The sequence below is a fragment of the Salegentibacter salinarum genome, from assembly GCF_900168115.1.
In the GTDB taxonomy this organism is placed as follows: domain Bacteria; phylum Bacteroidota; class Bacteroidia; order Flavobacteriales; family Flavobacteriaceae; genus Salegentibacter; species Salegentibacter salinarum.
This window is the reverse complement of sequence record NZ_FUZC01000014.1, coordinates 17,013-39,726: the sequence shown is the minus strand read 5'-3', so window position 1 is coordinate 39,726 and position 22,714 is coordinate 17,013. Positions and strand designations below refer to the sequence as shown.

At 38.6% G+C, this 22,714-nt stretch carries 14 protein-coding genes; 9 read left to right on the top strand and 5 right to left on the bottom strand.

The features are described 5' to 3' along the window. Positions 1-325 precede the first annotated feature (325 nt). Positions 326-9,145: a PKD-like domain-containing protein gene (locus B5X53_RS15210; protein WP_079714090.1), complete on the bottom strand. Its 8,820-nt coding sequence runs from the start codon at positions 9,143-9,145 to the stop codon at positions 326-328. Positions 9,146-9,736: 591 nt separating this feature from the next. Beyond that, positions 9,737-11,380 carry an L-glutamate gamma-semialdehyde dehydrogenase gene (gene pruA / locus B5X53_RS15205; protein ID WP_079714129.1) on the bottom strand — a complete coding sequence of 548 codons (1,644 nt, stop codon included), beginning with the start codon at positions 11,378-11,380 and terminating at the stop codon, positions 9,737-9,739. A gap of 140 nt (positions 11,381-11,520) precedes the next feature. On the opposite strand from pruA, the gene B5X53_RS15200 reads away from it, so the two are divergent. Next, positions 11,521-12,237, top strand: a complete 717-nt coding sequence (locus B5X53_RS15200) for an NRDE family protein (RefSeq protein WP_079714089.1) — start codon at positions 11,521-11,523, stop codon at positions 12,235-12,237. Here B5X53_RS15200 and apaG read toward each other — a convergent pair. The 3 genes from apaG to B5X53_RS15185 are packed head-to-tail and all read right to left on the bottom strand — an operon-like array spanning position 12,234 to position 14,983. Continuing rightward, a complete protein-coding gene (gene apaG / locus B5X53_RS15195; protein ID WP_079714088.1) occupies positions 12,234-12,620 on the bottom strand; it encodes a Co2+/Mg2+ efflux protein ApaG in 387 nt (128 codons plus the stop codon). The two genes, B5X53_RS15200 and apaG, sit on opposite strands and share 4 nt — an antisense overlap. 3 nt (positions 12,621-12,623) lie before the next feature. After that, on the bottom strand, positions 12,624-13,703 hold the full coding sequence (locus B5X53_RS15190; RefSeq protein ID WP_079714087.1) for a DUF3667 domain-containing protein: 1,080 nt from the start codon (positions 13,701-13,703) through the stop codon (positions 12,624-12,626). A gap of 29 nt (positions 13,704-13,732) precedes the next feature. Continuing rightward, positions 13,733-14,983 (bottom strand): type IX secretion system plug protein, encoded by a 1,251-nt coding sequence (locus tag B5X53_RS15185; RefSeq protein ID WP_079714086.1) that lies wholly within the window; start codon positions 14,981-14,983, stop codon positions 13,733-13,735. Between the two features lie 170 nt (positions 14,984-15,153). On the opposite strand from B5X53_RS15185, the gene B5X53_RS15180 reads away from it, so the two are divergent. From B5X53_RS15180 to B5X53_RS15145, 8 genes are all read left to right on the top strand, one after another. Continuing rightward, positions 15,154-16,497, top strand: a complete 1,344-nt coding sequence (locus B5X53_RS15180; RefSeq protein ID WP_079714085.1) for a Na(+)-translocating NADH-quinone reductase subunit A — start codon at positions 15,154-15,156, stop codon at positions 16,495-16,497. A gap of 13 nt (positions 16,498-16,510) precedes the next feature. Next, positions 16,511-17,692, top strand: coding sequence for an NADH:ubiquinone reductase (Na(+)-transporting) subunit B (locus tag B5X53_RS15175; RefSeq protein ID WP_079714084.1), 1,182 nt, complete (start codon positions 16,511-16,513; stop codon positions 17,690-17,692). 2 nt (positions 17,693-17,694) lie between these two features. Beyond that, positions 17,695-18,438, top strand: coding sequence for a Na(+)-translocating NADH-quinone reductase subunit C (locus B5X53_RS15170; protein WP_079714083.1), 744 nt, complete (start codon positions 17,695-17,697; stop codon positions 18,436-18,438). A 2-nt stretch (positions 18,439-18,440) separates the two neighbouring features. Then, positions 18,441-19,187, top strand: a complete 747-nt coding sequence (locus B5X53_RS15165) for an NADH:ubiquinone reductase (Na(+)-transporting) subunit D (protein WP_079714082.1) — start codon at positions 18,441-18,443, stop codon at positions 19,185-19,187. A gap of 29 nt (positions 19,188-19,216) precedes the next feature. Then, positions 19,217-19,831 (top strand): NADH:ubiquinone reductase (Na(+)-transporting) subunit E, encoded by a 615-nt coding sequence (gene nqrE, locus B5X53_RS15160; RefSeq protein WP_075324656.1) that lies wholly within the window; start codon positions 19,217-19,219, stop codon positions 19,829-19,831. Positions 19,832-19,847: 16 nt separating this feature from the next. Further along, positions 19,848-21,134, top strand: coding sequence for an NADH:ubiquinone reductase (Na(+)-transporting) subunit F (nqrF, locus tag B5X53_RS15155; RefSeq protein WP_079714081.1), 1,287 nt, complete (start codon positions 19,848-19,850; stop codon positions 21,132-21,134). Between the two features lie 47 nt (positions 21,135-21,181). Further along, a complete protein-coding gene (locus B5X53_RS15150) occupies positions 21,182-21,538 on the top strand; it encodes a Na(+)-translocating NADH-quinone reductase subunit F (RefSeq protein ID WP_079714080.1) in 357 nt (118 codons plus the stop codon). A 65-nt stretch (positions 21,539-21,603) separates the two neighbouring features. Then, on the top strand, positions 21,604-22,611 hold the full coding sequence (locus B5X53_RS15145; RefSeq protein WP_079714079.1) for an FAD:protein FMN transferase: 1,008 nt from the start codon (positions 21,604-21,606) through the stop codon (positions 22,609-22,611). Positions 22,612-22,714 lie beyond the last annotated feature (103 nt).

The window sequence follows — 22,714 nt, the reverse complement described above, 5'->3', positions numbered from 1 at the left end:
TGAAAGGCTATTTTTTAGAGCGTAATAAACCAAATTGTAGGAAAAAACCTTCTTTTTTTGAAATGATATTTTCCTCTAACTATCACCTTTCTACTGAAATTTTTAGGATCATTTTTAGAAATAAATTAAGGCGGAATTTCTGTATTTGGTAAGGGAAAGCTCCCAAAATAAATGAAGCGCAAGGACTATAATACTTCTGTGTCTTTAACGAGGGAGCACGTTTGGGGTAGACCATACTAATGCGCAGGTCTTTTAAAAAAACTGGGATTAACTTTGAGAGGAAATTCGGTTATTAAAAGGTAGTTCGGGAATTTAAGGATGAATCTTAGTCCTTACGAATAATTACCTTCTTGGCATAATCTCCTGCACTGGTAAAGATTTTCACTATATACACTGCTGAACTCAAAGATTTTTCCTGCGGAATATGAATCTCTTTAATGTCGGGTATTCCAAAATGCTGATCTACCAACTGGCCGGCAATATTGTAAACATTTATATGTTCAATTTTATGAAATTCGGGGTTGTTAATTACAAATTCCCTGTTTTCCATTGAATAGTAAAAATCAACAGGTCCTTCCCCGGGTTCTTTGTCTTTTCGAATGGTGGTTATATCCTGAAAAACAATCTCATATAAATCCTTGTATTCTCCCACGGGTAGTGTGGCTTTAAAAGCTTCTTTTCGTAAATCGTGATACGTGCTGTCAATATTGTTATGCAAATAAATTTCTATAATATCAGGAAGATTATGAAGTTCCCCAATTTCTATACTGAACTCTTTTTCTTCGGCAATTTTAATACCCAAGGGTAACTTTTGATCGAGGTTGAAATGAGGAACTCCCTGGATTACATAATTTCTTTCGCCAATCACCCAATACATATCTTCTTTGCCTTTATCTATTAAGGGTGCATCGAAGCCCAGATCAAAGTCCTGGCTAGTTCTTGCATCTGCACCCACTAATATTTCTCGATGATAGCCGGTAGGAGAATTAAACTTCAATCTTATTTTATATCGGCCATCTTCGCTTTTTTCTTCAACATTTTTATTGTTTTTTGTATTATCGCTTGGTTTTAGAAAGAAGGAAGAACTTTGTCCTCGCTCCATTACAAAAGAACGCTGGCTATTTTTAAAAACAATTGTTCCCGACCCAAACTCATCAATATCTTCGGCCTGTGCATCCAGGGTAGTGTTTACAAAAAATCCCTGGCCTACCGGAATATAAGGCCCGGCCTTTTTAGTACTTTGGGCCCCCGAATCATTGATCCTGGAATCATTGGAAATGGCCGAAACTCCATCGATTAAATTTCTCACAGCGTAGCCTCCAACATACTGTGACAGGTAATGAGTTTGCCCCCCGAAATGATCCCAAAAATAGACGGCTCCGTTTAAAAGATTTTTGTTATTGCGACCTCCGCTGTCTTTAATATTATCCAGTATAAATTCTTCTACACTTATTGCAGAAGGATAAGGATTTCCCAAAAGATAATTTTGACCCGCTTTAATCTCGCTAACTTCAATAGTGCCGTTATTGGGAAAACCGGTGAATGTATAATTTTGAAGATCAATTATTCGTGCCTCTCCGGTTGTACCTTTCATGGTATATCCTTCACCAGGTTTTAAGGCAGTGTAGCTTCCAATTTGTTCCCACTGGCTATACTCGTTTGCTTTTCTGGCTCTGAAAGCATTTATCCAGTAATCACTAATTTTAATAGGATTTGCTTTCTGCCCGTCAGCATGCGTATGGGGCCATTTAAAATTGATATTTTGAAAGTCTTTGGTACCTACAGTAGAACCGTCTTTCATCACTTGGTTAACTTTGTAGTTTGGGCTATTAGAAGTTGGTACTACTGGAGAACTCCAGTAGTTATAATTATAACTACTTGCTGTCCCTTGCTGGTCTCGTTCCAGGCTACCAGAACCACTAATTTCGCTTCCTTCTGTTTGTATTAACTGCGATTCGCCATTGAGATCTATATACCCGTCAAGCTCCAGGTAATGTGTAATGGTTAAAGCATTCCCGGTTCCAAATCCGGTTTGGCTTCCCCCCATATTATTTTCACCTTTCATATTGAGAGTTCCATTTTCAGAAATTAAACCCAGTAGGCTTATATTATTGTGGTTATTTTGAGTAGCCGGGTTTTCTATATCTTTAGAAAGCTTTACGATATTCCAGTTTATTGGACTATTATTAATTCCCGGGCTGCTCGGTGCATCCCAAACATCTCTTTCCCTTATATTCTGTCCATCAATTTGTGCAGGTAATTTCCAGGTTGTTTTATTAAACCACTCCTGGCCGCTTGTATAAAGAATATATGGAAGGGGAGCGGTGTTTTCCTGCATTTCCTGTATATTTTTTAGTAATCCATTGGCTGTTCCACCTGTACTTCCGAGATTATCCGTGAAGCCATCGCTAATAAGATCATTCTGCGCAAGAAGCTGATAATAACCAACTAAACTACTCCATTCAATCGTTTCCGGGGCATTTGGAAGGTTCAGATTGTTAGTTAATACGGTCCCACTCACATTTGTACCATCTTTTTCAAGACGTTGGTTCATAAAAAATCTTATTTGGTCGATTGGAATTGCCGTATTCCAAAGCCTGACTTCTTCAATATAACCTTCAAAGTGATCTTTGCTTTCTATAGATTCATCCGGGGCATAGGTCGCCCCAATTAGTGTAGGAGTATCAGTTGCTCCTACTGATTGGGGAATATTAGTGGTGTTTGTTTGAATTTCAATACCATCAACATAAATTTTAAGGGCTGAGCCCTGGCTATAAACTGCAGCGATATGATACCAACGATCTGTATTGATTTTACTTCTGGCTACAACACTTGTATTGTTAACCTGAAATGTAGGTGAGCCGTTGTTTAGGAATAAATCGTAACCTGAGTTTAAATTGGTGGCAGATCTTTTAGAAAGTATAGTTTTGGTGCGGGATGTTGAATGTGGTTTTACCCAGGCTTCAATAGAAAAGCTCGAATTAATATTATAATGATCTCCTAAATCTACAAAATCGTCAATTCCATCAAAATTTAACTGACTACAGGAAGGAGGGAAGGTGATCTCAATTTCATCGGTCACACTACAGCTTTCATTTGTAACAGAAGAAACACTCCAGCTAAGGGTGTATGTTTGTCCCGGTTGACCTGTAAAACTGGTATTCGGATTATCCGGGTCCCCAAGTAAGACTGTCTCTCCATTATTATAAGACCAGGAGCCGGTGCCTATTTCAGGATCTATAGGAGAGGCGGCCAGCCAAAGTGTTTTTATTCCACATTCGGAAATTTCAGGAACTTCCCCGGCATTTATTTCAGGAGGAGTAAGGGTGGTAAATGTTTTTACTTCAGCAGCGCAATTTTCACTGGAACTTACCAGGAAGGTGTATCCTTTTCCACCTTGCAATCCTGAAATAATAAAACGTTCTGTGGCGATATCATAATTTATCTGTTCCTGCGCTAAATTAATTTGATTTCCGTCAGCATCAAGTATTTCAAGGACGTAGGGAATGTTTTCAGGTTCAATCGTTTCTTCAGCAAAAAGTCCGCCGCTTACTGGTATTGAAACTACAGCTCCAAATTCATCAAAACAGGAAGCCTCTTCTAATCCAATAGGAGAACCAACAATCAGTTCTTCAGGTTGCCGGATGGTATAAGTTTCTGTTCTTACAGTACATCCTTTTGCGTCGGTTATATCGGCATAGTATTCTCCGGCAACCAGGTTTTCTGCGATTCTTCCGGTTTGGCCATCACTCCATTCGAAAGTAAACGGAGCCGTGCCGGTATTTTCAATTATATTAACTTCTATTTTACCATTATCTCCTTCAAAACAGTTTACATCTTGCGCAACGAGTTCCAGTTCCGGACTAATATTGAAAATAATATTTATAGTGTCGGTTACAGTTTCACAAACGGCCCCGGCATCTTCATTGGAAGTTAGTATTAATTCTATTTCGCCGGCAGCAATTTCCTCTTCACTAGGATGATAAGTAGTATTAAGTGTATTAGGATCTGTAAACCCTGAATTATCTCCTTCTGCGGTGCTCCAAAAGCCTGAATCTATACTTGGATGCGTTATTGAAGCTGAAGAGAGATCTATAACAGGATTATTAGAACAAATTTCTACATCATCTCCTGCGAAAACCACAGCTTTTTCAATTACTTCTACTGATGTGGTTTTAGATTCCAGGTTACAGCCATAGAAATCGGTAATTTGTAAGGAATATTCCCCAGCCATTTCCGCGGTAGCGTTCGGGATGCGAATTGTATCTGCCGCAACACGCTCACTTTCTTCAGAAATGGTTTTTGATCTGCTAAAACCATTCGGTCCCGTCCAGTTAAATGTTATTGGGAAACGACCGCCATCCAGGTTTGCTGCTAATTCTAAAGTTTCGTTTTCGCAAATCGCACCATTGTTTTCTGGAGTAAACTCAAAATCAAAAGATCGAAAGGCAGAAAATGAAATATCGTCAATTCCAAAATCATTTCCGCCTGCTGTAGGATTTTCATTTATTATTCTTAGAACTACCTCTGTATTATTGCCAGAATTCCACAATTCAGGGTTATAGAAGTTAATCCAATTCCCTACTGGCTCATTGGTTAGGTCTCCCAGGGTACTTTCAACTTCAGGAGTGTTATTGCCGGGCACTAATACTTGAAGCCTCAGCCTGGCTGGACTTGCGGGGTTTACATTCGAAGTCCAGGCACTAAAATAGTAATCGGTATCTGGTGTGATCTCAAATGTATGCGATTCCCAAACTATGTTTCCGATAGATCTATCGCCATTTACAATTAAAAAATTACCCTGTCCACCGTGGCCCCGGCCGTTAAAATTGGAGTGGTAATCATTGGCGTTATCACCAACAGCCATTGTTCCTTCCGGACCCAGTGCTCCCCATGTGTTCTGGTTGTCATTGGGGTTAACTTTAAAATCGTACAGGGTGGAGAATAATACATCTCCATTACTTAGAATATCACGTTCCCCGTAATTTGTTGATTCAGAGTAGGGTAGGGGGTAGTCGGGGTTGTCAAAGTCACCATTGGGAACTAAATTTTCATTAGGAGTAATGGAGGTTGAAGCTTCACAACCATCCTTGGTTACATATAAAGTGTAGGTTCGGGCTAAACTAATATCTATAGAGGAATTACTCGAGAGTCTTTCTCCTGCTGATTCCCATCTGTAACTGTCGAATTCCTGGTCTGAGGATAATCTAATTCTGTTTGATTCTGCAAACAAACAATAATCCGCTATGATTCTAGGTTGAAGTGGTTCCCGTACAGTTACTTTTACTGATGCACTTCCCGGGCACCCGGTCTCAGGATTAATATAAGTAGCGGTGTAAGTAGTGGTTTGTGCTGTGGACACGTTAGTAGGGTTTACTTCATTAGAAGTCCAATCGCTCACGTCAGAGGTCCATTCTACTTCCGGAGAAGTTGAAATTCCATCTCCTGTAACTAAAACATTATCAATCGCCCAATACCAGTCATCACTGGCATTGTCATATCTAAACCGAATTTGTACAGCATTACGGTTAATTAAATTATCAATATTGTAATTTCTCTGCACGAAATTATCGGCATTGCCTTCCGTTGAGGTGTATGTATCAATATTCTGCCAATTCGTCCAGCTTCCGTTACTATTTTCATACCTGTATTCCAGTAATCCTATATCTCGTTGATTCCACCGACTGGCTCCCCCATCCCTGTAATGGTGCCAGAACGATAAATTTAAAGTATTATATCCCTGGGTATTAAATACCGGGCTTGTGAGGCTTATATTGTTAAAATCATCATTAGAATCATGACTGTTTACTAAGAAAAATTGATCATTGGAGTTAGATTGGAAATCTATCCTTTCATCCTGGCAGCCGTAAAAATATTCTTCCCACCATTCGCATTCATAGGTGTAGGCCTCTGTCCCAGAATTGGTAAGTTGCCATCTTGAACTTCCGCCGCTGGGATTTGTCTCCCATCCCTGGTTCCCATTGTTAAAATTGGATCTAAATAATTCGAATGGTAGAGAGGTGTTATCAACGAATGAAGTAGTCGAAAATAAATCTACATTGGTGCCGGAACAAATTTCTATTTCATTTTGTTTATTGTTCTCGCCAGCTGTTGAAACCTGAACTTGAGTGTCGGGAGATGGAGTAACTACAACATTAACATTATATTCATCAGGGTTTTCGCAATTATTTGAGGCAAGTGTATAGGTGTAAGTAACACCAATAGGTTGAGTAGTGGTGTTTTCTAATATTTCATTAATGGGTCCCGTTCCATTTGCTGGAGGGTTGGAGATCCCGTCTACCCTCTCTCTTGTCCAGGAAAATACGGTTCCTCCAGTTTCACTGGTTGGATTATAATTGAAATTAATACCACTGCAAATTCCTTCTGGAGTAAGAGTACTTGTCAGAAGGGGGGTTGGGGTTACAATAGTTGTTATTTCCTGCTGGTTACTACAGCCTTCAGGACTTATTAAAGTCACTTCATAAACAACTTCAATTGGATTTGTAGTTTCATTTACTAGAACTTCATTTATGGACCCGGAATCACTATTGCCAGAGGTAGAAATTCCTGCTATGTTTTCTCTTGTCCAGTTAAATTCAGTATCTGGAACAGTACTGGAAAATTCATATTCAAAAGCAGTTTCAGAACAAAAACCAGGTGCTTGAAGTGGACTGGTTAATTCAGGTGTTTGGTTTTCAACCACAGTCACCGACTTTACCACAGAACAACTATTATTCGTGGTAGCTTTAATGTAATAGGTGCCCGCCCCGGCAGAGGTAGGATTTTCAAACTCGTCAGTTGCGGCTTCATTATTCCAGTAAGTAAATGTCAAACCGGAAGAGGAACCGGCTGTGATTTCTGACGCTGTAAGATCTATTTCAATAGGAGAACATCCCGGTTCTGGATCAGTAATTTCAAAATCAGGCATTGGATTTACAGTAATAGCCACAGGGATGGTGGATCCTGTACATTCGTCTGCTTCCGGAGTAATTCTGTAGGTTACTTTTTGGGGCTGAGAAGTGGTATTAATAAGTTCGTGTTCTATCGTTCCTTCCCCTTGTAAACTTCCATTTGCTGCTCCTTCGATACCTGGCGGGGCATCAACCGTCCAGGTGAACCCTGTATTTGCTACCGGACTCGACAATGAAATATCCGTTGTTTCTCCTGAGCAGATTTGATTGCTAAATGAAGCGTCTACCAACGGACTTGGTTTTACAGTTACCGGGATTTGAACCGGTACTCCTATACAACCGTCCGCTTTTGGTGTGATGGTAATGGTAGTGTTTACTAGAATGTCTGAATTGTTTACCGGTGTAAAAATCGGAATCTCGGTCACGTTTGTTCGGTTGGAAAGCCCCACAGAAGAACCTCCGGAAATATCAAATGTGAGTCCTGGAACATCCCCCGTCAATTCTATTTCTTGAGTGGGTTCTCCGTTGCAAAGTTCGGGAATTACAGGGTTTTCTAATTCAGGTTTTGGTTTAACTTCTATTGTAAATGTTTGTACTTCGCCCACACAGTTATTGGCTGAAGGGACTAATGAAATCGTTGCTATTTGCGGCTCGTTAGTATTATTATTTGCTGTAAATGAGTTGATATTTCCTGTACCCGAAGTGCCGAGACCTATATTGGGATTATCATTAGACCATTCCACGGTACTTCCAGTTACCGAAAAACCGGAAAGATCAATAGTATTGACGGTTTCACCCTCGCAAATTTCAATATCGTTGGGTGTAGTAATGGTGGGAGTAGGGTTAATAGTAATAAAAAAATAATTTTCTTCTCCTTCGCAATTTCTTCCAAATGGAATTACAGTGAATTTTACTTCTATGGGACTGCTCGTATTGTTGGTTGCTGTAAACTCTGGAATCTCGTCAGTTCCGCTAGAAGCCAGGCCTATATTTGCATTATTATCGGTTTCGTAAAACCATTCGTATTTTTTATTTGGTAGATTATTTCCTGTAAATGTGATACCGGGGACTTGTTCTGTATTGCAATATTCGTTACCATTGATCACCGGAATTTCCACAGTAGGTTCTGGAATGGAAATTATTTGTTCAGCAGTTACCGAATTTTCAGATGAATCAGTAAAAGTCCAGATTATTGTGTATTCTCCATAAGAGTCCAATTCCAGGGGATCACTGGTAGTTCCAGTAATTTCTGTATCGCAATTATCGGTAGTCGTGGGGTAATCTGTAATTGTTGTAGCGCAGGTCCATTCCAAATCTTGTAAGACTGGTGCTGTAGGAGCTTCATTATCAGCTACTGTAACAGTTTGAGTAACCGTCTCAGCCTCATTTCCATTTTCATCAGTTACCTCCCAGGTTATGGTAGTTGTTCCAACCGGATACAGTGCGTTTAAGTTTTGACCATCACTCCGTGTGCCTGTGGGATTATTTACTGAACAGTTGTCATTTGCACTAGCTTCAACTGAAACTAAGGCGCCACATTCCCCCGGGTCATTATTAACCTCTTTGTTGCCATTATGAGAAATAATCGGTTTTTTATTATCTATTACGGTAACAGTTTGAGTAACCGTCTCAGCCTCATTTCCATTTTCATCAGTTACCTCCCAGGTTATGGTAGTTGTTCCAACCGGATACAGTGCGTTTAAGTTTTGACCATCACTTCGTGTGCCTGTGGGATTATTTACTGAACAGTTGTCATTTGCACTAGCTTCAACGGAAACTATGGCGCCACATTCCCCCGGGTCTTGATTAACTTCCCTGTTTCCGTTACTGGAAATACTTGGTTTTTCATTATCAGTAATAGTGACCAGTTGACTGTCGGTAGCAGTCCCTTCTTCATTGGTTATAGTCCAGGTGACGGTAGTGTTACCTAATGGAAATTGGTTTGGGGCATCATTAGTAACGTTTCCTCCACCACTTGTCTGGGGAGAACCTAAATTTACATTTAAAGCGTAACATTGTCCAGGATTACTGTCCACTGTTTTATCATCAGGAGCGGTAATGGATGGTGCTGCATTTAAATAGAACCCAATAAAAAAAAATTCATTTGAAGTTTTATCTATTATAACAGGTTTTTCAGGCCTATAGGTGGTATTGGCAAACAGGGAATTTGCGGAGTGAATAAACAAGCCGTAAATAAGAATTATTAATAAATACCGGGGAGTAATTTTACCCATAGGCAACTTAAATGTTACGAAGGGTAAAATTACATATAAAAAAACTATCTTAACAAGAAATTAAGTCAGAATTTTAGCTTAAAACGCTAAAAATCAGATAAAATGCCTATTGTACAGGATGAATGGTTTCATTTGTAAGAAAAGACTTTCTTATTTCATAATACAACCGTATTAGTTTCCTACTCTGCCACCTACAAGATTAAGAATGAAGATATTTTATTTTGGAGAAGTACTGACCCTGTCGGCTGCCCCATACCGTCCTCTGAAGTCTGGATTTAGAGGGGTGTGCGATAAATAGGTACTCCTGGAATTCCGGTGCGGTTTGGGACATCAAACCTCAATATGAGTCCAGGTATCATTGGTAGCCCTAAGGTGCCCGTTTACTCGTGGAGTGTAGGGCAGTGGAGGTGTTTTCCTGAAGCGTTTCCATCTTTTTAATTCTCCCAGGAATTAATAAAGTACTGAAAAATTAGCCAGTGGTAAGGAGATGAAAATAAGGAAGAAGTATAGAAGAGACCTGCAGAAAATTAATAAATAAAAAAGCCGCGCAATTTTCATTACGCGGCTTTTTGAAATTATATTTTTACAAAATTATTCTCCCAAAAATGGGTATCTGTAATCTTTTGCTGGTACAAAAGTTTCTTTAATTAATCTAACTGATGCCCACCTTAGTAGGTTCATTTTAGAACCGGCTTTATCATTAGTACCGCTACCGCGTGCGCCACCAAAAGGTTGCTGCCCAACTACTGCGCCGGTAGGTTTGTCGTTTATATAGAAGTTACCAGCCGCATTTTGTAATAAATCGGTTGCGAGTGCAGCCATATAACGATCTCCAGAGAAAACTGCTCCTGTAAGCCCGTAGATACTGGTGTTGTCTACAGTTTTAAGAAGGTCTCTCCACTTTTCTTCACTATAGTTTTTATCATCATAAACATAGATGGTCACAACAGGTCCAAATAATTCGGTTTCCATTGTTGTATAGTGGGGATCTGAGGTAAGAATCACCGTAGGTTCAATAAAGTAACCTTCAGATTTATCGTAATTTCCTCCAATTACTACTTCAGCATTCTTGTCTTTTTTAGCCCTGTCTATATAGCCTGCTAGTTTATCAAATGCTCCTTCGTGAATAACGGCATTTATAAAGTTAGACATGTCTTCCGGAGAACCCATTTTAAAGGATTCCAAATCGGTTTTTACAAACTCTTTAATTTCTGGCCAAAGGCTTTCTGGGAGGTAAACCCTGGAAGCGGCACTACATTTTTGTCCCTGGTATTCAAAAGCACCACGGGAAATTGCAGTAGCAACTTCTTTTGCATTAGATGTTGGGTGAACCACGATAAAGTCTTTACCACCGGTTTCTCCTACAATTCTTGGGTAGGTTTTATATTTATTGATGTTGTTACCAATCTTACCCCAAATTCCTTTAAATACGTCTGTACTCCCGGTAAAGTGAATTCCGGAGAAATCAGGACTGTCAAGCACGGTATTGGTGATCATTTCAGGATCTCCCATGACCATATTAATTACACCATCTGGTAAACCGGCTTCCTGGAATACTTCCATAATCACCTGTGCAGAGAAAATCTGGCTGTCACTGGGTTTCCAAACAGCTACATTTCCCATAAGGGCTGCACTGGAAGGAAGGTTACCAGAAATAGCGGTAAAGTTGAAAGGCGTAATTGCGTATACAAAACCTTCTAATGGTCTATATTCTACTCGGTTCCAGTTGCCGTCAGAAGATTCAGGTTGTTCATTGTACATATCTGACATATATTCTACGTTAAAACGTAAAAAGTCACAAAGTTCACAAGCCGAATCAATTTCTGCCTGGTATATATTTTTTGACTGCCCAATCATCGTAGCAGCATTAATTCTTGATCTGTAAGGCCCTGCAATTAAGTCGGCTGCTTTTAAGAAAATCGCAGCACGTTGTTCCCATTCCAGTTTTGCCCATTTTTCTCTGGCCTTTAAAGCCTCGTCTATCGCTTGTTGAACGTGCTTCTTCTCGGCACGGTGGTAAGTTCCTACCTTATGTTTATGATCATGAGGAGGACGAATATCGGCAGTATCTCCTGTCTTTATTTCTTCAGATCCAATATAAAGTGGTACTTCCATATTGGAGTTGTAGAGATCTTTATAAGTGAGTAAAACTTCTTCCCTTTCCGGGGTCCCCGGAGCATAAGTTTTTACCGGCTCGTTGACCGCCTGTGGAACGTGAAAAAATCCTTTTCCCATAGTTATTGTATGTTTTTTTTGGTTTTTAATTATTGTGAGTATAAAGGTAAAAAAATTAGGTGATTTTGAATCCTTATGAAAGCGCATTCACGAAAGCTTAACTATTTTTGTAAATTCAATACTTTTATTAAGATAATTTTATGTGCACCATAAGTCTCACGCCTCATCTCAAAAATTCAAACGGATTTATCTTAACATCTAATAGAGACGAAGCTACAGAGCGGGAAACCTATCCGCCCGATTTTAAAATCGAAAAAAATACTTTATTACTTTTTCCTGAAGATGCCGTGGCCGGTGGAAGCTGGATTGGTGTGAGTGAAAAACAACGGGTTTTATGTTTGATGAATGGCGGTTTTGAAGCTCATAAACGCGAAGATTCTTATCGAAAAAGCAGGGGCGTGGTATTAAAGGACTGGCTAATTGCGGAAGATATTAAAACCGAAATTGAAAACTACAATCTCAAAAACATAGAACCCTTCACAGTAGTGATAGCCGATTGGTCTTCAGAATTATTTTTTGCTGAATTTGTTTGGGATGGTGCGCAGAAGCATTTTAAAGAATTGCCGGTTCAGCCACAAATATGGTCTTCTTCTCCTTTATATACTTCAGCAATGAAAAAACTACGGGAAGAATGGTTTTCTACATTTCAAAAGGAGAAAAATCTTTCAGCTGAAAATTTATGGGAGTTTCATCATTCGGCGGGAAAAGGAGATAAGGAGATCGATTTGATTATAGATCGTGGATTTCTGAAAACCAAGAGTATTTCCCAGATAGAATTTTTACCCGGTAAATTAAATTTTAAATATGAAGACCTGGAACAGGGAAAAATAAGTGAAAAAGAATTTCCCAGACTTTAATTTAAGGCAAATGGAGCGCTTAATTTAAAAGTAGGAATCTTAACCCTGAATTTTCGGGTTGAGGTAAAGCTTATCATATTATAGTAACCGCTCATAGAGCCAAACGGAGAACTAAGCAAACAACCGCTCTGGTAAGTATGGGATTCACCGGGTTTTAAGACCGGTTTTTGTCCAATTACGCCTTCCCCCTGAACAATTTCGGTATGGTTTAGGGCATCTTTAATTTTCCAGAAACGCGAGGTTAGTTGTACTGAATCGTTACTCTGATTTTCTATTGTTATATGATAAGAAAAAGCAAAACGAGAGCCAAGGTTCTTTAAGAAAGTACCTTCAAAATTGGTGTGAACCGAAATCTTTATGCCTCTTGTAACTTGTTGAATCATATACTAGTATATAGCAAAAGATGCTAAAATTGAAATTATTGATGCGATTCCTGCTAAAATAAAAAATATAAAGTTTAAGAGCACAAACTTTACAACCGTTTTAACACGACCCTGTGCATAGAATCCACGTAAGGCTTTATATAAATAAAAGGCAAAAATAAAATTGAAAAGTAAGAAAGCCCAGTTTCCGGGAAACAAATAATCCACGAATAAAGCAAGGCTTAAGAGGATAAAAAAGGTAGTTTGTACGTGAAAAGTAAAAATTAAATGTTCAATATAATTAAAAGGCCGTCTAATATATAATAGCCAGATAAAGAGTGCGAAAACCGGTAAATAGAAGAAGATGATAAATGGAAGTTTATTGATAAAGTAATTTAAGAACAACCCCGGATTCTCTTTTAAAGTATTCCAATCTACCGCCTTTTTATAGAGCCAGTGGTTATAACTGGTTTGTGGATACGAAAGACTGTCCATTGCAGTTTCAGCATTTCTAATTGTAGTTTCTTTATAAAACCTGGAATAAAGATCAAATTTCACATTTCCCGCATCCAGGTAACTCATAGTATCCAATTCTTCATTCGGCTTATATAATTCCCGGTAAGATCTTTTGGCGTTACGTTGTTGATTTACAATTAAAGAATCTAAATTAATTTCTTTTCCACCCGGTGTAGGGATCATATTTGGACCGGTAATACTATCCTGAACTAATTTTTCAATTTCTTCATCGTCTACTATGGGTTCCACGTTTTCAAAAGAATTCCCAAAGCCCCAGATTAAAAAAAAGATAATAGAAGCGCTTAAGTAAAATTTAAAAGGATTCGCATAACGCATCCTTTTTCCCTGTATATAATCTTTAGAAATTTTACCAGGGGAAAACAGTAAAACCCGAACTGTGCGGTGAAAACGAGAATCGTAGGCAAATATTCCGGAGAAAAATTCTGAAAAAAAATCGTCGAATTTTAATTTTTTAGTGCTGTTTAACTGCCCGCAGCTAGGACAATATTTGTCACTCTTATCCAGCGGATGCTCACAGTTAAGACACCTAGTGCCCCTGTATTTTAAATCGTATCTGCTACCTGCCATATTTATAACGAGTTGCTTAGTCTCTCAATCTAATTGGTAATCCTGGTAGAATTTCCGGAACCTACGCCAATTAAACGGTCGTATCTGGCACCCGGACTTCTATAATAAACCAAAACCTGGTAAGAGTTTTCGGTTTCGTCAAAATTTCCGCTAAAAAAACCTTCATCAATTGTTCCGTCTGGGCGTTTTAATACATACTTATAGTTATAGAAGCCTTGTTTAAATAACCTGGCTCCCTCATAAAGATCGGTATTTTTGTTATAAGTAAGTTGGGTACTATTATCTAAGGTGAAGTTATTAAAACATCCATAAATATGTACTTCGCCTCCGTTTAATTCGGAATAATTCTGAAGTTTAAAATGAACCCAAACATATTCAGCTTCAATTGAAGGATTTGCGGCTGGCAGGCTTCTTATCACAAATTGCCCGTTAATATCGGGATTATAAGTATATGGTTCATTAGCCCTAGTGCGATCTGCAAATAAATAATGGTGATAAAGTTCATTAAGCGAAACCGAACTAATATCTGCTGAAGATGCTCTTAATTCCTTATTATCAAACTGAATATATTCGTTGCCGCCCCAAAAAGCGGTTTCAGAATCGTAACGATAAACCAGGTCATTTCCCACCGTATATTGCGGTTTAATATTTTTAATTGCGGACTTTAAATTGTGGTTCTGAGTGATGAGAACATTTACCGTATTATCCGGATTTTTAAGTATCAAGTCCGGAGATTCTATGGTAAAATTCACCACCTGTTTTTCATCTATAAAATTCAAGTCCCTTGAGCGTCTAAGATTTAGTTTAACCCGGGCAATATTTTCGTAAATCATAAATTTTCGCGAAAAGACCAGTTCTTTCTCCCCGTTAAAGATATTTATCATATAATTTCCGCTTAACTTAAATCCGCCGGTATCTTCGTTGGGGATTTTAAGCTCATAATGTGAAAAAGGCTGTAGCGTATTATAGGAGTTTGAATAATTAAAAATCCTGATATCATCAAAACCAATTAAATATTCAGATTTTGCCAGTTGGTTAGGGGTCCAATCGTAGTTATAATGTTCTATAGTGTAATAATAGTCGGCTTCGTCACCAATAATATCATCAAAGTTTAAAGTTAGCTGCTCTCCCATTTGTAAGATGGGATTTCCTTTATTGCTTTGTGTATTGCCTGACAGCTGCACGCTTCTTATATAATTAGGCGGTGGTGTTTCTTCTACCTGGGCGACCAGGTTTAGCGAGGAAATTGATAAAAGAAAGAATAAAAAATAGTTTTTCATTAAAATAGAATCTACGCAAATGTACTTACAAATCTTATTCCGCAATTTTTAACATTTCATTTTAACAGTTTTAAGTACTTAAAATTCTTTGTTTTCTTGGGATAAGTGCAGTTAAAATTCCTAAATTTGCACGACTCAAAACATAATATTTTTAACATACACTCCATCCTATGTCAAAAGACATTCGAATTAAAAGAGGATTATCTCTAAAATTAGAAGGGGAGGCGGAAAAAGAGCTTGTAAAAGCTCCAAGGTCTAAAACCTACGCAATTAAACCGCCAGATTTTCATGCTTTGGTACCAAAAATGGTCTTAAAAGAAGGAGCTAAAGTCCTTGCCGGTGATGAACTTTTCTTTTCAAAATACACTGATGAATTACGTTTTACCAGCCCCGTTAGTGGGACGCTTAAAGAAATTAAGCGTGGTGAGAAGCGTAAAATCATGGAAGTGATTATAGAGGCCGATCCTGAAGACACTTACAGAGATTTTGGAAAAATGGACGCTGCTTCTTCTGATGCGGAAGCTGTAAAACAACGCGTTTTAGAAAGCGGTTGTGGTGCATTTATTAATCAACGTCCCTACGATATTGTAGCCGATCCAAAAGATACGCCAAAAGCTATCTTTATTTCTGCAGTAAGTACGGCGCCTTTAGCTCCAGATTGGGGCTTTATCTTAAAAGATAAGGTAGCAGCCTTTCAGGAAGGAGTAGATGCGCTTAAAAAACTTACTCCGGGTAAAGTTCACCTGGCTGTAGATGCAAGTTCAGCGCAGTATTTAAAAGATATTAAGGGCGTAGAACTTCATAATGTAAAAGGACCGCACCCGGCAGGAAATGTTGGGGTTCAAATTCATAAAATAGATCCTATTAATCAGGGAGATAGAGTTTGGACAGTGAATCCTGAAGATGTAACTATTATTGGTAACCTTTTCCTAACCGGAAAATTTATAGCCGATAAAACCGTTGCTGTCACAGGAAGCGAAGCTACTAACCGTAAGTATTTCTCTATTACAATTGGAGCTGAGGTGGCAGATATTATCAATAAAGTTGATGAGGATGTGCGAATCATTTCAGGTAATGTGCTTACGGGACTTAAGTTAGCCTACGATCAACACATAAGCTTCTTTTCTAACGAAGTAACCCTAATTCCCGAAGGAAATAATTACAGGGCGTTTGGTTGGTTGCCTTTTACATATAATAACATTCACTCTAACTCAAGAACTTCATTATCCTTTTTGTTTCCAAACAAGAAGTTTAAGCCTACAACCAATTTAAATGGTGAAGAGCGGGCTCTTGTAGTTACAGGCGAAATGGAAGAAGTTTTACCTATGGATGTTTACCCTATGCAGCTTATTAAAGCCTGTATGGCCGGGGATATTGAGAAAATGGAAAATCTTGGAATTTATGAAGTATCTCCTGAAGATTTTGCTTTGGTAGAATATGTGAATACATCTAAGATTGAAATTCAGGAGGTGATTCGTCTTGGCTTAGATTTAATGATTACTGAAGTAGGTTAAAAAGCAGTAGAATATGGAATGGATTAGACAAAGATTAGATAAAATAAAAGAGCCCTTTGCACCGGGAAAAAAATATGAAAAGTATGCACCTGCGGTTAACGCCATAGATACTTTCTTATTTACTCCAAATCATACCACTCAAAAGGGAGCTCATATTCGTGACGCAGTAGATTTAAAGCGTACGATGATTACAGTGGTACTTGCACTTGTTCCGGCTTTACTTTTCGGGATGTGGAATGCAGGTTACCAGCACTTTTCTCAATTAGGTGAAGCATTTACCTTTTGGGAAGCACTTGGCCACGGGGCATTGAAATTTATTCCAATGATCGTGGTTTCTTATGCAGTAGGCCTCGGAATTGAGTTTGCCTTTGCCATCTTTAGAGGGCACGAGGTTAACGAAGGTTACCTGGTAACAGGTTTATTGATACCAATGATTATGCCTATAGACCTTCCACTTTGGATGTTGGCATTATCTGTAGTATTTGCTGTACTTATTGGTAAAGAAGCTTTTGGAGGAACAGGAATGAATATTCTTAATCCGGCGCTTACAGCGAGAGCATTTGCCTTTTTTGCTTATCCTACCTATATGTCTGGTAACCAGGTTTGGGTTAGTGAGGCCAGCAATGTAGATGCAATCTCCGGTGAAACAATTCTTGGTTCACTGGCAGCAGGAGATAATGTAAGTTATGGGATGATGGATATGTTCTACGGAATTATTCCGGGTTCCGTTTCCGAAACTTCAACGCTTTTAATACTTGTAGGAGCCTTACTTTTAATTCTAACAAAAGTAGGAAGCTGGAGAATTATGTTAAGTGCATTTATAGGAGCCGCTGCAATGGCGCTTATTTTTAACGCTTTACCTGCAATGGGAGTTACCGGTAACGATCTTACAAACTTCCCATGGTATGGTCACCTTATAATAGGAGGTCTTGCTTTTGGTATCGTGTTTATGGCTACGGATCCTGTATCGGCAGCACAAACATTGAAAGGAAAGTGGATCTACGGATTTTTAATAGGTTTTCTATCGGTAATGATTAGGGTATTTAACCCGGCATATCCAGAAGGGGTAATGCTTGCAATCTTACTTATGAACGTTTTTGCGCCTACGATAGATCACTATGTAATTCAGTCGAATATTAAGCGTAGAAAGAAAAGAATTCAATCCGCCACCGCACAGGTGAAAACAACAGTTTAGTTATGGAAGAGAAATCAGTAAATAAAACAAATAGTAACGGTTATACGTTTCTTTTTGCGGTGATTATGGTGATTGTTGTGGCCTCAGTATTGGCTTTTACAGCAACATCGCTTCAACCTATTCAAAGGGAAAACGTACGACAGGAAAAGATGCAAAGTATTCTTGCTACTATTGGTGTTGAAACCGACAGGGCAGGAGCTGAAGAGCTTTATAACCGTTATATTACAGAAGCGGTAACCCTTGATTACCAGGGTGAAGAAAGAGAAGGTGTTGATGCCTTTACCGTAGATTTGGCCAAGGAGATTAAGAGGGAAGATGAAGAGCAAAACTTCCCCCTTTATATTGCCGAGTACGAGGGTGAAACTTATTATATAGTTCCACTTAGAGGTAACGGGTTATGGAACGCGATCTTTGGCTACATATCTTTAGAAGATGATGTAAACACCATTAAAGGTGCTACTTTTGACCACCTTGGGGAAACTCCTGGTCTTGGTGCAGAAATCACCAAAGAATGGTTTAAAGAAAGTTTTGCCGAAGAAAAGATTTTTGACGAAAGCGGAAATCTTGTTGGAGTATCGGTTGTAAAAGGTGATATAGACCCTTCAGATAAAGACGATAACCAGGTAGATGCAATATCGGGAGCTACAATTACCGGAGACGGGGTTTCTGATATGATTTCTGAAAGACTTCAGCGTTATCTGCCTTACTTCAAAAAGCAAACAGATATTAAAGTTGCAACAAAGTAATTATGGCTACAGAGAAAAAAAATATTTCAGAAGAGAAAGAAGCCAAAAAGAAAGAAATGATCCTTTTTCTATCCAGTTCAGAAGAAAAAGAACATTTCCTTTCTAAGGGCAATAGAAAATTATTGTCAGATCCTTTAGACGATAACAACCCAATTACCGTACAGGTACTGGGTATATGTTCGGCACTGGCAATTACGGTACAATTAGAACCCGCAGTGGTTATGGCAATTGCGGTTGTATTTGTAATGGCATTTAGTAACATTATTGTTTCTATGCTGCGTAATCTGATCCCAAGTCGAATCAGGATTATTGTACAGCTTGTAGTGGTTGCGTCCCTTGTGGCTTTAGTAGACCAGGTTCTTAAGGCTTACGCTTACGATGTAAGTAAACAGCTTTCGGTATTTATTGGTCTTATTATTACCAACTGTATTGTAATGGGACGTCTTGAAGCTTTTGCCTTAGGGAACGGGGTTTACAAGTCTTTCCTTGATGGAATAGGAAACGCTGCAGGATATGGTTTAATTCTTATAATCGTTGCATTTTTCCGTGAGCTTTTAGGATCAGGAAAATTATTCGGATTTGAAGTTTTAGGACATAAAGCAGCAACTGTAGCAGATTCTACTGGTTTATATGCTTTAGGTTATGAAAATAACGGTTTAATGTTGCTTTCACCAATGGCACTTATTGTGGTTGGTTTGCTCATTTGGGTGCAACGTGCCAGAAACCGTAAACTGATAGAAGAGAACTAAAAGCACAACAGCTTAAATAAAACTAAATTATGGATTTTATAAATTTATTTGTTAGAAGTATTTTCATAGAAAATATGATTTTTGCCTACTTCTTGGGAATGTGTTCCTATTTAGCAGTGTCAAAAACCGTGAAAACAGCTGTTGGGTTAGGTGCGGCGGTAATCTTTGTACTTACCATTACTGTGCCTATTAACTATTTGCTGGATAATTACCTTTTAAGACCTGGAGCTTTATCCTGGCTGGGTGCCGAATTTGCCGATGTAGACCTTAGCTTCCTAAGCTTTATAATGTTTATTGCGGTAATTGCATCTATGGTTCAATTAGTAGAGATGATCGTTGAGAAATTTGCTCCTGCATTATACGGTGCATTAGGTATTTTCCTACCGCTTATTGCTGTAAACTGTGCTATACTTGGTGGTGCGCTATTTATGCAACAAAAAGATTTTGGAGTTATAACCGAAGCTATCACCTACGGGTTTGGTAGTGGAATTGGATGGTTCCTTGCAATTCTTGGTATTGCAGCTATTCGTGAAAAGATAGCATACTCTAATGTGCCAGCCCCATTAAAAGGTTTAGGGATAACATTTATTATCACCGGACTTATGGCATTAGGTTTTATGAGTTTTATGGGAATTAAATTATAATCGCAAAAGAAAGATTATGACAGTTATTATAGCAAGTATAGTAGTATTTTTAGCATTGATACTTATATTGGTTTCTGTGTTACTGGGAGCAAAGGCAAAATTAGCGCCTTCTGGTCCTGTTACCATAAACGTCAATGGGGAAAGGGATATGGAAGTTGGTTCCGGTGGAACTTTACTTTCTACCCTGGGAGATAATAAACTCTTTTTACCTTCTGCCTGTGGTGGTGGTGGAACCTGTGTACAGTGTAAATGTATTGTAAAAGAAGGTGGCGGTGCCATTCTTCCTACAGAGGAGCCTCACTTTACCCGTAAGGAGATTGCACAGGGATGGCGACTAGGTTGCCAGGTGAAGGTGAAAGAAGATATGAAAATCACCATTCCGGAAGAAGTATTCGGAATTAAAAAATGGGAAGCTACCGTAGTAAGAAATTACAACGTTGCCTCCTTTATCAAGGAATTTGTAGTTGAAATTCCTGAAGATATGGATTATAAGGCCGGTGGATATATTCAGATCGAGATTCCTAAGTGTGAGGTTAAATTTAGTGATATGGATATCACTGCTCACCCTGAAGAACACGATGTCCCTGATATGTTTGAGGCCGAGTGGGATAAGTTTAAACTTCGTCCACTGGTAATGAAAAACCCGGAAACTGTAGAGCGTGCTTATTCTATGGCTTCTTACCCTGCTGAAGGGCGTGAGATTATGCTTAACGTGCGTGTTGCAACTCCGCCATGGGATAGATCCAAAGATACCTGGATGGATGTAAATCCTGGTATTGCTTCTTCTTATATTTTCTCAAGAAAAAAAGGGGATAAAGTAACAATATCTGGTCCTTACGGAGAGTTCTTCATTAATCATAGTGAAGCAGAAATGCTTTACGTAGGTGGTGGAGCCGGTATGGCGCCAATGCGTTCTCACCTTTACCATTTATTCCGTACCCTTAAAACGGGTAGAAAAGTGACTTACTGGTATGGGGGTCGTTCTAAAAGAGAATTATTCTATATAGAACACTTTAGAGCCTTGGAAAGAGATTTCCCTAACTTTAAATTTTACTTAGCGCTTTCTGAACCAATGGAAGAAGATAACTGGAAGGTGAAGGAAAGCCTTGACGATGAAGGAGACGGCTTTGTTGGATTTATTCACCAGGTTGTAATAGATAATTATTTAAGTCATCACGAAGAGCCGGAAGACATTGAATTGTATTTCTGTGGACCACCATTAATGAACAAAGCTGTTCAGAAAATGGGTGAAGACTTTGGAATGCCGCCCGAAAACATCAGGTTTGATGATTTTGGAGGTTAATAAAATAGAATCCCGCTTTTTAAAGCGGGATTTTTTATTTTTGCACTATGGCAAAGTTAAACGATCAGGAACTGCATAATCTTGCAATGAATATTGTAGGAAAAGAGCTCGAAGCACAGGGTTACGAATTTCTTGGAGTAAACAGCGAGCTAAAAAAAGATCCGCAATTCGTGGCCTTAAAAGATAAAAAACTGCATTTTGTAATCGTTAGGGCAATAGAATATCCGCATAATCCCAAAGATTATGATCTCACTTTTCTTAGATCTATAAAAGACCACGCAACCAAATTTAAAGCCCGAACTTTTTACGCCGGGGTAGGTCTGGCCAATTCTTCAGATTATGAAAAACCGGTAATGCACGACGAAGAATATGTGGTAAATTATGAAGGATGGCAGGAAATTTAAATTTTTACCTCAATCAGCTTAGAATCAACTTCTGTAAAAAAAATAGCCGTAAATAACTTATTTAGATGAAAAGAATCTCTGTGTTATTCCTTCTTGTTTTTCTTAGTATTTCCTGTAAAAATAATGGTCCTCATTCTTATACCAAAACCGGAAAAGCATTAGGAACCACCTACCAGATAAAATATTTTTCATCTGAAAATTTAAATACTGAAAAAGCTTTAGATTCTATTTTTGAAGTAATCAATACTTCAATGAGCACTTACCAGGATGATTCTGATATTTCCCGAATTAATACCGGAAATGAGGATATAGAGGTGGATATTCATTTCCAAAAAGTATTTCAGCTTTCCAAGCAGATTTTTAAGGAAAGCAATGGTTATTTTGATCCCACGGTAGGTAGTTTGGTCAATGCATACGGATTTGGCCCTGATAAGCCTTTAAATGAGCCTGATGAAGCTGTGTTAGATTCCATAAAACAACTGGTTGGTTTTGAAAAGGTAAAACTAACTGAGGCTAATACCATTCAGAAAGAAAATCCTGATATCTATATCGACTTTAATGCTATTGCCAAAGGTTACACCATAGATGTAATCGCCCAGTATTTGGATTCCAAAAATGTAGAAAACTACCTAATTGAATTGGGTGGAGAACTCGTAGCTAAAGGAGAAAATTTAGAAAGGGAATCTAATTGGAACGTTGCTATAGATAATCCTCAGCAAACTGAGGATGAGCGGACTTTACAAACCGTCTTAGCCTTGAAAAACCGGGCGATGGCAACTTCCGGGAATTACAGGAAATTCAGGGTAGACACCACAACCGGAAAACGCTTTGTACATACTATAAACCCACTAACGGGCGAAGCCGAAAAAAGTGATCTACTTAGCGCTTCCGTTCTCGCTGAAAATTGTACCCTGGCCGATGCTTATGCAACCGCTTTTATGGCTTTAGGTTATGAAAAGTCCCTCAAAATGCTCGAAAATCTGGAAAATATAGATGTGTATTTTATCTATGCCGATGATGAAGAAAGTATAAGGGTTTTTACATCTACCGGTTTTGAGCAAGCTTTGCGTTAAATGCTTTTAAGGCTTTATCTTCCTGTACTTAATTAATTTATAGTTGTACATTCAGTTCATAGTTCACCTTTTTCAAGTTATTTACTGAAACCTTATGTCTATT

What these genes read in the sequence shown, in the direction of transcription:
- apaG (WP_079714088.1), bottom strand. Translation starts at nt 12,620, where the DNA reads ATGATTCAACAAGTTACAAGAGGCATAAAGATTTCGGTTCACACCAAT.
- pruA (WP_079714129.1), bottom strand. Translation starts at nt 11,380, where the DNA reads ATGGGAAAAGGATTTTTTCACGTTCCACAGGCGGTCAACGAGCCGGTA.
- B5X53_RS15190 (WP_079714087.1), bottom strand. Translation starts at nt 13,703, where the DNA reads ATGGCAGGTAGCAGATACGATTTAAAATACAGGGGCACTAGGTGTCTT.
- B5X53_RS15150 (WP_079714080.1), top strand. Translation starts at nt 21,182, where the DNA reads ATGGCAAAGTTAAACGATCAGGAACTGCATAATCTTGCAATGAATATT.
- B5X53_RS15210 (WP_079714090.1), bottom strand. Translation starts at nt 9,145, where the DNA reads ATGGGTAAAATTACTCCCCGGTATTTATTAATAATTCTTATTTACGGC.
- nqrE (WP_075324656.1), top strand. Translation starts at nt 19,217, where the DNA reads ATGGATTTTATAAATTTATTTGTTAGAAGTATTTTCATAGAAAATATG.
- B5X53_RS15170 (WP_079714083.1), top strand. Translation starts at nt 17,695, where the DNA reads ATGGAAGAGAAATCAGTAAATAAAACAAATAGTAACGGTTATACGTTT.
- B5X53_RS15175 (WP_079714084.1), top strand. Translation starts at nt 16,511, where the DNA reads ATGGAATGGATTAGACAAAGATTAGATAAAATAAAAGAGCCCTTTGCA.
- B5X53_RS15185 (WP_079714086.1), bottom strand. Translation starts at nt 14,983, where the DNA reads ATGAAAAACTATTTTTTATTCTTTCTTTTATCAATTTCCTCGCTAAAC.
- B5X53_RS15200 (WP_079714089.1), top strand. Translation starts at nt 11,521, where the DNA reads ATGTGCACCATAAGTCTCACGCCTCATCTCAAAAATTCAAACGGATTT.
- B5X53_RS15145 (WP_079714079.1), top strand. Translation starts at nt 21,604, where the DNA reads ATGAAAAGAATCTCTGTGTTATTCCTTCTTGTTTTTCTTAGTATTTCC.
- B5X53_RS15180 (WP_079714085.1), top strand. Translation starts at nt 15,154, where the DNA reads ATGTCAAAAGACATTCGAATTAAAAGAGGATTATCTCTAAAATTAGAA.
- nqrF (WP_079714081.1), top strand. Translation starts at nt 19,848, where the DNA reads ATGACAGTTATTATAGCAAGTATAGTAGTATTTTTAGCATTGATACTT.
- B5X53_RS15165 (WP_079714082.1), top strand. Translation starts at nt 18,441, where the DNA reads ATGGCTACAGAGAAAAAAAATATTTCAGAAGAGAAAGAAGCCAAAAAG.